The following is a 9,894-nucleotide window of genomic DNA, read 5'->3' on the forward strand; positions in this document are numbered from 1 at the left end:
TCCTCGCGCTGAGGAAGCCGTCTTCTTTTTTTGGAGGCCGGGCCTAGGAGCAGCCGCAGCCGCTGGACTCGCCCGAACCGCAGCCGCCGGAACCACAGCCGCCGCCGGAACCGCAGCTTCCGCCGCCGCCCATGGCGTTCTCCGAATCAACGCTGAAGCCATACTCAGTCATGTCGATGGAGATTTTGCCGGCCTGCTCCAGCAGCGCCTTTTCAGCCAGCAGGATGTAGCCGCCGGCTTCAACGGTGGCATCGCCCTCGCGGGCCTCGTCCAGGGCCAGGGATAGCTTTGGTCCGCAGCAGCCGCCAGCCAGAAAGATGCGGATGGGAGACTTCTCCTTGTCCGCAAAATAACCATCCAGCTGCGCCTTGGCGGTTTCACTCAATGCAATCATGGGGGAACTCCTTTTTTCTGCGCCGGTGGCGCTTGGGCTGAAGTGTTGACAGATGTACTGGGTAAGGACCCTCGCCTCTTCGCAGGACAGCTCCCCCAAAAATGATGGGGCGGCGTCCTTGTGGAACGCCGCCCCTATAAATCAGTGTATTGGCAAGCCCTAGCAGGAGCAACCGCTCGAGGAGCTTCCTCCGCTGCCGCAACTGCCGCCGCAACCACCACCCCCAGCACTCATGGGGTTCTCGGAATCGACAGTGAACCCGTACTGGGTCATGTCGATGCGAATGGTTCCGGTCTGCTCACCCAGGGCACGCTCCACAACAAAGCTGTACCCCTGCACTTCATAGGTCTCGTCGTTCTCACGCGGCTCATCCAGAGCCAGCGACAGCCTCGGGCCGCTTCAACCCCCGGAAGCCATGAAAATGCGGATCGGGGATTTTTCCTTGTCCACAAAGTACCCATCCAGCTGGGCCTTTGCGGAATCAGTCAGTTCAACCATCTCTGCCTCCTTGGAGCGTTGGTGGAAGCTGGATAGATAATGATGGGCCCGTCGTTTGTCAAATGAGCAGAAGCCCGCTTCTAACATTGACCCAGGGGGTACTCTGGGCTAAACCGCGAGGTGCAGGTGGACGTGTTGTCCCCTCTAATTCCGACACTTTCCGGCGTTTTACCGAGGCATCGCATGAGCACCAAGGACCTGATCCTAGCCACCGCGAAAGACATGATTTCCGAGGTTGGCTTCCACAAGATGACCACGGCCAATCTGGCCCGGCGCGCCGACATCTCTGAAGGCACCATTTATCGCCACTTTGAGAGCAAGGAAGACATCCTCCAGCACATTCTGGACATCTTTGACCAGAAGTATCAGGTTCTGGCAGAGCAGTGCCGCGCGCGCATGGACAAGGACAACCTGTCCATTGAAGACCTCCTGGGCAGCCACTTCGCCTTTCTGGACGCCAACGCGGCGGACATCAAAATTGTGCTCGGCACCTACAGCATACTTGAACTGACCAAGCTCTCCATGGGCCGCTTCATCGAGCGCATGCGCGCCCTGTTCGAGGACTTCCTCGCCCGCGGCATGAAAAACGGCACCATCCGCGACGTGCCCCTGGACCATACAGGCATGATCATCGCCAACATGTTCTTCGGGCTCATGCGCATCAAACTCTACTGGCCCGAGATAGCAGATTTTTCCCAGGAAGCCGTTGAATTCTGCCGCCGCAGCCTGGTGAAGGACACGGAGGAAAAGCCGTGAGCGAGATCCGCACCATCCTGACGGCCAAGGAAATGGCCCGCACTCTGGAGCGCCTGACCTCGGAAATCATCGAGCGCCGGGGCGAGGAAGGCCCGCTGGTGCTGGTGGGCATCCAACGCCGCGGCGTAGACCTGGCCCGCAGGCTCAAAAAACTGCTGGACGCCCGACTGAGCTCCCCGGCAATCCTGGGCCAACTGGACATCAACCTGTACCGCGACGACTGGAGCAGCCTGGGCATCACCCCGGCCATCAGCCACACGGAAATTCCCGCCGAGGTGGAAGGCGCCAGCGTCATCCTGGTGGACGACGTGCTTTTTTCCGGCCGCACCACCCGCGCCGCCCTTGAAGCCATCCTCGATTTCGGCCGCCCGCGCCGGGTGGAGCTGCTTGTGCTCATCGACCGCGGCCACCGCGAGCTGCCCATCCAGGCCGATTACGTGGGCAAGCGCGTGAACACTTCCAGCTCCGAGCAGGTGGACGTGCTGGTTTCCGAGCGCGACGAACAGGACAGGGTCATCCTTCGCGCCAAGCCCGCCGCGTAGCCAGGGCCACCCAAAGCCGCCTCCCATGAACGCAGCAGAAGCCACGCAGACAACCGAGCCCGCCGACCTGCCCCGCCTCTGGCACCAGGGCTCGGTCAGCCTCATCGGCATGGCCGGAGCCGGCAAAAGCACCTTGGGGCGCATGCTGGCGGAAAAGCTCGGCTGGGCCCACCTGGACACGGACAGGCTCATCGAGTCGTACTACGGCCTGCCGCTTCAGGACGTGCTGGACGGCCTGGGCCTGGAGAAATTTCTTGAGGCGGAGAACACCCTGGTGGCGCTTTTAAACGTGCGGCGCGCCGTCATCTCCACCGGCGGCAGCGTGATTTATGGCCGCGAAGCCATGGAGCGCCTGCACCTGCTTGGACCTGTGGTGCATCTGAACATCAGCATGGAGAGCTTCCTCAAGCGCGTGGGCGACGGGAGCAGCCGCGGCCTGGCCATCGCGCCCGGCCGCACCCGGGAAGACCTGTTCCGGGAGCGCCAGCCCCTCTACGAGGCAGCGGCGGACTTCACCTTGAGCACGGACTCAAGCGACCACAACGCCAGCCTGGAAAACCTCCACGCCTGGCTCACGGCAGACCTCCAAGAGGCAGCCCCTACGGAAAACCAGACATGAAAAAGCCTTTGAAGAATCCCATTCTGCGCCGCCTGCGCGAACTTTACACGCGCATGGACCAGGCCTACGCAGCCTCGGCCTCCGCCATTGGCCTCACCTGCCAGGGCTGCAAGGATAGCTGCTGCGAATCGCTTTTCCGCCACCACACCTACGTTGAGTGGACGGACCTGGCCCTTGGTTTCGCCGCCCTGCCCGCCCCCCGGCAGGCGGAAATCCGCGCCCAGGCCGCAGACTACCTGCGCATCCACCAAAACGCCCTGCCCGGCATGCGCCCCCGCGTGCCCTGCCCGGCCAGCGTGGAGTCCGAAGGAGCCCTCGTCTGCGGAATCTACGAGCACCGCCCCATGGTCTGCCGTCTGCATGGCGTGCCCAACGTGCTCATGCGCTCCGGCGGCCAGCAATCGGCCTTCCCCGGCTGCGACCGCGCCCAGGACCTGGCCAAGACCTGCGAACCCGCCCTGCTGGACCGCACGCCCCTGCTCTCGGAACTGGCGCGCCTGGAAATGGACCTGCTGGGCCGCGAACGCATGGGCAAGCTGCCCCGCGTGGATCTGACCATCGCCGAAATGCTGCTCATGGGCCCGCCGCGCCTCTAAGCCCGCCGGAAACTGCTCCGACAGTCCCGGACCAAGAGCGACCAGCCCCTTGGCAGAAGTACGCGCTTAAGCTATAGAAGATCATGTCGCAGGCTTCCCAGCCGACACATCCTTCCTACGCCTTTCTGGAGCAAGCATGGCCTTCGTAGATTGGGACGAGCAACTGAGTCTTGGCGATCCCATGATCGACCGAGAGCACCAGACCTTTGTTGCGCTCATCAACAAGGTCCATGAGGTCAGCCTCAGCCCAGACAGAGATGCGGAGATCATGCGCGCCCTGACGGCAATGTATCTCTACGCCAAGGAGCACTTCTTCGACGAGGAGGCGCTTATGGAGCGCGTGGGCTACGCGGACCGGCTGCGCCACGCAGAGTTGCACCGGGCCTTTGTGACCAAGACCCACGCCCTCACCGACGCCTGCCTGGACGGCTCCCTGGAGTTCACCGAACTCATGGCCTTCCTGGTGGACTGGCTCAAGCAGCACATTCAGGAAGAAGACGCCAGAATCGTGCGCCACGCCCAAGACCAGGAAGCCGCCAAAAACTAGTTCGCAATAGAAAGCAACGAGCCGCGCCTGGGTCCTGGCAAAAAAGGCGGGAGCGCCGCGCCCCCGCCTTGAATCGACAATGAGTTATTTATCCTCGCCGCATAAGCAAGAATGAAAACGGCCAGAGAAACGGCCCCGCCGTGGCAGGGATCACTTCCCCTCATCCAGCCATACTTCTCCCTTCGCAAGGACCGGGTAAGGCTTGACGCTGCCCTGGATGGCCTTGCCCAACCAGTCGATGGACTGGCCAAGGTGCCGCATATTGCGGAGCGCCTCCGCATCCTCCGCCACGTGCCCTGGGTCCATGCCGTGCCCCATGTTCCAGTATGTAGAGCCCGGCAACACCATCTGCGAGATCTGAAACAGGTGGTTCATGGTGTCAAACACGTGGATGGCGCCGCCCCGGCGGACCGCCACCACAGCGGCGCCGATCTTGCCTGCCAGCAGGCTGCCGTTCGCCATGGCCACCACCCCGCAGCGGTCAATAAAGGCCTTCATTTCCGCCGTCACATCCGCAAAGTACGTGGGCGAGCCCAAGATCACGGCCTCTGCCCCCAAAACCTTCTGATTCACCTCGTTGAAGATGTCCTTTCCAAACACGCAGCGTCTATCCTGCGTTTCCCAGCATTTGCCGCAGGCGCGGCAGCCGTGGATGTTCTTGCCTCCGATCTGGATGTACTCTGTCTCCCAGCCCGCCTCGGCCAAAGGCTTGAGGGTCGCCTCCAGTAGCAGGCGGGTGTTGCCGTCTTTTCTGGGGCTTCCGTTAATGGCGACGACTTTCATGCGATACCTCCGCGAATTGTGTTGACTCCCGTTCCCGGGGCAATTAGCTGATAGCCAACGCCTGCTATTTACGCAAGTACGGTCATTTTTAACAGGTACTATCATTTTGTATACCATGGAGCCTGCCATGCCCAAGCAATGCGCCACAAAAGAACTGAATGGCCGCACCTACCGCTGCTTCTTCGAGCTGGCCCTCACGGTGATGGGAGGCAAGTGGAAGCCCATCGTCCTCTACCACCTGGGCCAGACCGGGGTGCAGCGCTACAGCGAGCTCAAACGAAACATGTCCGAGGTGACAGACCGCATGCTCACGCGGCAGCTGCGCGAACTGGAGGCCGACGGGCTCATCCACCGCGAGGTCTTCAGGCAGGTGCCGCCCCGCGTGGAGTACTCCCTGACCCCGCAGGGGCTGGGACTTTTCCCGATTCTCGTGACCATGCGCGACTGGGGCGCCGGCTACGAAGCTGCCATGGGCGGGGCCGAGATCATCACCGGAGGCATTCCAGAGCCTGCCGACCCCGCAAAGGCGGAAGGCCTGCACCCAAGGTACTTCGACGGTGCAAAGCAGGAGGTGCCCAATGGGTAGGCAGGGCGATCTGGAAAGGGAGCTCACCAACCTGCTCAAAGGCATGGACGAAGGCAGCTACACCTCCCCAAGCACAGCCTTCCCCGGCCAGAAGGTCGCAATGGCCTTCAAGAGCGACGGGATGCTCCTCAAGGAGAGCCGCGCCCTGGTTCTGGAGGTGGAGGTCGGGCAAACGCACCCTGACACCAACGTAGGCAAATACTGGCCGCTGCTGGAGATGGAAGCAGACCCGTTGGAGCGCCTGGTCCTTGTGCATGTCATTGCCTCAAGGCGCTCCAACGTGTCGCGGCTTGCGCTGGCGCAATTCTATGTAGACAAGATGAAACAATCTTTTGGAGACAGGTTCCGCTACATCCGCATTCCCTGCGATGGCCAGATACTCAGTCATGGCGAAATCCAAAAGGAGGCTGAAAATACCCTTGCAGCCTGCTTCAAAGAGCTCTTCGGCGCGGGCTCGTAGCGCGCCTGCCCAACAAAAACGCGGCGCGAGGCCGAAACCCCGCGCCGCGCGCGCAATAATGTAAGGGAAAGCCTAGCCGAGAGCCAGAATCGGCTCCACGATCTTTTTGAGGGCCAGGCCAGTGGGCGTTTCGCCCTGGACCTTCATGAACGGGTAACCCTCGTCGCCGCTGCGCACAACTTCCGGGTCCATGGGGATGCGGCCCAGGAAGTTCACGCCCATCTCGCGGGCCAGGGCCTCGCCGCCGCCGGCGTTGAAGATGTCGTGGGTGGTGTTGCAGCTCGGGCACACAAAGCCGCTCATGTTCTCCACGATGCCCAGGATGGGGTTGCCCATCTGGCGGCAAAAGGTCACGCTGCGGCGCACGTCGTCCACGGCCACGCCCTGCGGGGTGGTGACGATGACCGCGTGGGCCTCCTGGCCCAGGGTCTGGAGCGCGGCCAGGGGTTCGTCGCCAGTGCCCGGGGGGCAGTCGGTGACGAGATAATCCAGGTCGCCCCAGGTGACGTCGCGCACGAACTGCTTGATGAGGCCGAGCTTCATGGGCCCGCGCCAGATCACCGCCGTCTCCTTGTCCGGGATCAGAAAGCCCAGGGACATGACCCAGAGGTTGCTGCTGTAAGGCACAGGCTCCATGTGGTCCGGCTCGATGTGCGGCTTGGAGTCCTGCAGGGACAGCAGGCGCGGAATGCTCGGTCCATGGATGTCCACGTCGAGCAGGCCCACCTTCTTGCCCGCCAGGGCCAGGGCCATGGCGATGTTGGCCGAAACGGTGCTCTTGCCGACGCCGCCCTTGCCGGACAGCACCACGATCTTGTGCTTGATGCGGCTCAGGGTTTTGGCGATCTTCTCGTCAACAGGCTTCTCGCCGCAGCTCTTGGGATCATGCCCGGAGGAGCAGCCTCCGCTGGCGCTGGCCGAAGAACAGCTTTTGCATGCATTGCTCATGGTCGTCTCCTTGAAGCCGGGCAAGCCCGGCGAACGTGTTTGTAATAAATCGCGGGGAAGGTAGGACCGGGCCGCGCGGTTGTCAAATGGCCCTAGGCCCAGAAAGGCTTGCTGTTCTTGGCCATGTAGGCGTCAAGATCATCTATGGCGTTGATGCGCCAGGGGCAATGGCTGTTGATGAAATTCACCACCTGCGCGCCCTGGTCGATGAGTTCGCTCATGGCGCCTGCGGCATCCAACTCCAGCTCCACCACGGGCGCGAAGCCCTGGTCAGCAAGCCAGGCCAGCGTGGCCTTCCGGCCCGAGGCTGGCGAATCCGCCGTCAGCGCGGCCAGCACAAGCGCCCCGCTGCCGGCGTGGGCGCCGTAAACGCTGCCGACGTCGTCGCCCGCTCGCAGTGGGCGGGAAAGCACGGTGAGGGCGTAGCGCTCGCGGTAGCTCATGCGCCACTGGTTCTTCTGCATGCCGAAGACGGGCTTCACGTAGCGCGCCAGAAAGCTGCGCAGGGAGGCTTCGCTTCCGCCCGTGACGAGCACGGCGAATTTTGAATCGCGTACGGCATCGGGCATGGCGTTTCCTAGAGCTTGGAGGCGCGTGCCTTGCGCAGCCAGTCGTACCAGGCGTTCAGGCCCTCGTTGGTGCGACAGGCCACGGGGAAGATCTCGATGTCCTTGTTGAGCTTCTTGGCGTGGGCGCTGGCTGCGTCCAGGCTGAAGTCCACATAGGGCAAAAGGTCAGTCTTGTTCAGCAGCATGACGCTGGAAAGGTGGAACATCAGGGGGTACTTCTCAGGCTTGTCGTCGCCTTCGGTGACGGACAGGAGGCTCACTTTGTGGTCCTCGCCCAGGTTGAACTCCGCCGGGCACACCAGGTTGCCCACGTTCTCGATGAACAGGATGTCCAGGTCCTTCATGTCCAAAACGGCGATGGCGTCCTCGATCATGGAGCTGTCCAGGTGGCAGCCGCCCTCGGTGTTCACCTGCACGGCCTGGGCGCCGGTGGCGGCCACGCGGCGGGCGTCGTTGTCCGTCTGCAGGTCGCCCTCGATGACGGCCATCTTGAACTCGCCCTTGAGGTCGGTCAGGGTGCGCTCCAGAAGGCTCGTCTTGCCTGCGCCCGGACTGCTCATGAGGTTCAGGCAGAGGATCTTGCCCCCGTCGAAATATTCCTTGAGCTTGCCCGCACGGCGCTCGTTGGCCTCCATGACATTGCGGACGATGGTGACGGTCTTGCCCATGTCAGTCTCCCGTAGTGGCCGCGTCGCCCGGTTCGTCGGGGATGTCGGCCTCGATTTCATCAATGTAGAGTTCCTTGCCGCTGGTCACGGTGTGGCCCAGAATCTCGCCGCAGGCAGGGCAAGGCATGTAGTGCCTGTCCTCTGGCGCAAAGGGCTTGCCGCACTCGCCGCAAATCACGTTCAGAGGCGCGTCCACCACTTCCAGGATCACGCCCTGAAGGTCGCCCTCCTGGGTCAGACACTCCCAGCCAAAGGAGAGCGCGTCGCTCACAGCGCCGGAAAGCGCGCCGTTCACCACGCGCACCCGGACGATGCGCTTCATTCCATGCTTCTCCTTTTCCTCGCGGATGATGGAGAGCATGCTTTCTATCAAGGATAATTCGTGCATGGGTTTCGGGCATATCCCAAAAGCACGGGGGCGGCAAGGGCGGCGGCCAAGGCGAAAGGTCGGCTGGAGCACATTTGGCGCAGCTGCGGCGGTCGCCCCACGTCCAGCTAGCCGGCCTCTGGAGCAGACTCGCCGGAGGTGAGCCCCCAGACTTCGCGCAGGGCCTTGCTTACGGCCAGGATGGCCGGGTCGCTGGCGCGATCCGATCGGGTGAGAAAACAAATGCCGATGGGCAGCTTGTCATGCGGCCAGATGCACACCTCGCCCGTCCGCTCCCAGCCCAGGGCCTCGTCGCGGTGCATGAGCCCAAGGCCTGCGCCGCTGGTCACCAGCGCCTTCAAGGTCCCCTCGTAGTCCGTCACCGCCACCTTATTGACCTCGTTCACATAGGGCAAAAGCTGGCGCTCAAGAAGCGACCGGCAGGGGCAGGCGTCAGTGAACCAGACCCAGGCCTCCTGGGCCAGATCCGACCAGGTGCATGCGTTCAGGCGCTCTGCCCATGCGGGCGGCGCAACCACGTGCAGGCTGGTGGTGTCCAGGTGCAGGCAGGTCAGCTCCGGCGAGAGGTTCGCGCTCGCAGGCTCGGCCACAAAGGCGAAGCCGCCGTCAAGCCGTCCGGCGCGCACTTCCTCAATGATGAGGTTGGACGCGCTTTGGGGCAAATGCACCTGAAGCTTGGGGTGCGCCACACGCAACGCGTCCATGAGCCTGCGCATGCGCAAAAGCTCCGGATCGGTGTTCAGGGCCACCTTGAGTTCACCGGTGAGATTCTCGCGCAGGGCGCGCGCCTGGGTGAACAACTCGCCCACGCTTTTGAGGGCTGCCTCGGCCTGGGCACGCAAAGCCTGGCCTTCGCGCGTCAGCTGCATGCCGCGGGAACTGCGCGTGAACAGCGCCACGCCCAGCTCCTCCTCCAGGGCCTTGATGTGCGCGGAAACCGCAGGCTGGCTGATGAACAGCCGCTCCGCAGCGCGGGTGAGGTGCGCCTCCTCGGCCACCGCCACAAACGTGCGCAACTGATACAACTCCATGCCCTGCCTCCGCCTATCCGTTTACCTGAACCCCTACCGGAACATCCTTCGCGTGGGGCATCACGATTCCTGAACCATCACCTCAGGCATTGCGATTGGACCATAACCCCGCCGCGCTGCTAGTCAGGACGCGTGGGCCGGGTTCATCATGCCACGAGCCGCCCGCACCGTCCAGAACGCAGTACCAGCAAGGAGAACGCCATGGTTCCGCTTCTATCAGAAATTGCACGCTTTCTGCGTTATGCGCTGACACCGGAAACCGAGGTGGCCGCCGTGCAGTACGATGGCGCGGCAGCAGGAGCCGCCAAGGCGGGCCTGTGGATGGTGCTGGCGGTGCTCACCGGATTGGGACTAGCGCATCTGCTGGGCGGCGGAGCGTAAGAGAATAGCCTCCGGCGGCCAGGGGGCATGCGCCCCCTGGACCCGCATGCCAATCGTCAGGGCCGTGAACGAGCAACGCGCGGTCACGGCCCTGACGAATGGCATGCGGGTCCAGGGGGCGCATGCCC

At 63.0% G+C, this 9,894-nt stretch carries 16 protein-coding genes; 8 read left to right on the top strand and 8 right to left on the bottom strand.

The features are described from left to right. Positions 1-43: 43 nt before the first annotated feature. Together Q8O35_RS12805 and Q8O35_RS12810 are read right to left on the bottom strand one after the other, a co-directional pair. Positions 44-394, bottom strand: a complete 351-nt coding sequence (locus tag Q8O35_RS12805; protein WP_305573925.1) for an IscA/HesB family protein — start codon at positions 392-394, stop codon at positions 44-46. A 159-nt stretch (positions 395-553) separates the two neighbouring features. Next, positions 554-892 (bottom strand): IscA/HesB family protein, encoded by a 339-nt coding sequence (locus Q8O35_RS12810; protein WP_305573927.1) that lies wholly within the window; start codon positions 890-892, stop codon positions 554-556. A 183-nt stretch (positions 893-1,075) separates the two neighbouring features. Between Q8O35_RS12810 and Q8O35_RS12815 the strand changes: the two genes are divergently transcribed. From Q8O35_RS12815 to Q8O35_RS12835, 5 genes are all read left to right on the top strand, one after another. Further along, the gene (locus Q8O35_RS12815) at positions 1,076-1,648 is read left to right on the top strand and encodes a TetR/AcrR family transcriptional regulator (RefSeq protein WP_305573929.1); all 573 of its coding nucleotides are present in this window, start codon (positions 1,076-1,078) and stop codon (positions 1,646-1,648) included. Continuing rightward, positions 1,645-2,190 carry a bifunctional pyr operon transcriptional regulator/uracil phosphoribosyltransferase PyrR gene (gene pyrR, locus Q8O35_RS12820; protein ID WP_305573931.1) on the top strand — a complete coding sequence of 182 codons (546 nt, stop codon included), beginning with the start codon at positions 1,645-1,647 and terminating at the stop codon, positions 2,188-2,190. Before Q8O35_RS12815 ends, pyrR begins: the two co-directional genes overlap by 4 nt. A 25-nt stretch (positions 2,191-2,215) precedes the next feature. Further along, positions 2,216-2,809: a homoserine kinase gene (thrB, locus tag Q8O35_RS12825; protein WP_305573932.1), complete on the top strand. Its 594-nt coding sequence runs from the start codon at positions 2,216-2,218 to the stop codon at positions 2,807-2,809. Continuing rightward, on the top strand, positions 2,806-3,405 hold the full coding sequence (locus Q8O35_RS12830) for a YkgJ family cysteine cluster protein (protein ID WP_305573934.1): 600 nt from the start codon (positions 2,806-2,808) through the stop codon (positions 3,403-3,405). The genes thrB and Q8O35_RS12830 overlap by 4 nt, the downstream gene beginning before the upstream one ends. 136 nt (positions 3,406-3,541) lie before the next feature. Beyond that, complete coding sequence (locus Q8O35_RS12835) at positions 3,542-3,952, top strand: bacteriohemerythrin (RefSeq protein ID WP_305573936.1); 411 nt, start codon at positions 3,542-3,544, stop codon at positions 3,950-3,952. A 150-nt stretch (positions 3,953-4,102) separates the two neighbouring features. On the opposite strand, the gene Q8O35_RS12840 is transcribed toward Q8O35_RS12835, so the two are convergent. Further along, on the bottom strand, positions 4,103-4,735 hold the full coding sequence (locus Q8O35_RS12840; protein WP_305573938.1) for a flavodoxin family protein: 633 nt from the start codon (positions 4,733-4,735) through the stop codon (positions 4,103-4,105). Between the two features lie 127 nt (positions 4,736-4,862). Here Q8O35_RS12840 and Q8O35_RS12845 point away from each other — a divergent pair, with 127 nt between their 5' ends. Further along, on the top strand, positions 4,863-5,321 hold the full coding sequence (locus Q8O35_RS12845; protein WP_305573940.1) for a helix-turn-helix domain-containing protein: 459 nt from the start codon (positions 4,863-4,865) through the stop codon (positions 5,319-5,321). Next, a complete protein-coding gene (locus Q8O35_RS12850; protein WP_305573942.1) occupies positions 5,314-5,781 on the top strand; it encodes a hypothetical protein in 468 nt (155 codons plus the stop codon). Before Q8O35_RS12845 ends, Q8O35_RS12850 begins: the two co-directional genes overlap by 8 nt. Positions 5,782-5,853: 72 nt before the next feature. Here Q8O35_RS12850 and Q8O35_RS12855 read toward each other — a convergent pair whose 3' ends face one another. From Q8O35_RS12855 to Q8O35_RS12875, 5 genes are all read right to left on the bottom strand, one after another. Beyond that, positions 5,854-6,729, bottom strand: coding sequence for an Mrp/NBP35 family ATP-binding protein (locus tag Q8O35_RS12855; RefSeq protein ID WP_305573944.1), 876 nt, complete (start codon positions 6,727-6,729; stop codon positions 5,854-5,856). A 92-nt stretch (positions 6,730-6,821) separates the two neighbouring features. Then, on the bottom strand, positions 6,822-7,298 hold the full coding sequence (locus tag Q8O35_RS12860; protein ID WP_305573946.1) for a hypothetical protein: 477 nt from the start codon (positions 7,296-7,298) through the stop codon (positions 6,822-6,824). 8 nt (positions 7,299-7,306) lie between these two features. Next, the gene (hypB, locus tag Q8O35_RS12865; protein ID WP_305573948.1) at positions 7,307-7,966 is read right to left on the bottom strand and encodes a hydrogenase nickel incorporation protein HypB; all 660 of its coding nucleotides are present in this window, start codon (positions 7,964-7,966) and stop codon (positions 7,307-7,309) included. Between the two features lies 1 nt (position 7,967). Further along, positions 7,968-8,354, bottom strand: coding sequence for a hydrogenase maturation nickel metallochaperone HypA (locus tag Q8O35_RS12870; RefSeq protein ID WP_305573950.1), 387 nt, complete (start codon positions 8,352-8,354; stop codon positions 7,968-7,970). 107 nt (positions 8,355-8,461) lie between these two features. Further along, positions 8,462-9,385 (bottom strand): LysR family transcriptional regulator, encoded by a 924-nt coding sequence (locus Q8O35_RS12875; protein WP_305573952.1) that lies wholly within the window; start codon positions 9,383-9,385, stop codon positions 8,462-8,464. A gap of 201 nt (positions 9,386-9,586) precedes the next feature. Between Q8O35_RS12875 and Q8O35_RS12880 the strand changes: the two genes are divergently transcribed. After that, positions 9,587-9,766: a hypothetical protein gene (locus Q8O35_RS12880; RefSeq protein ID WP_305573954.1), complete on the top strand. Its 180-nt coding sequence runs from the start codon at positions 9,587-9,589 to the stop codon at positions 9,764-9,766. Positions 9,767-9,894: the final 128 nt, after the last annotated feature.

Source organism: Humidesulfovibrio sp. (assembly GCF_030689645.1).
Lineage (GTDB): Bacteria > Desulfobacterota > Desulfovibrionia > Desulfovibrionales > Desulfovibrionaceae > Humidesulfovibrio.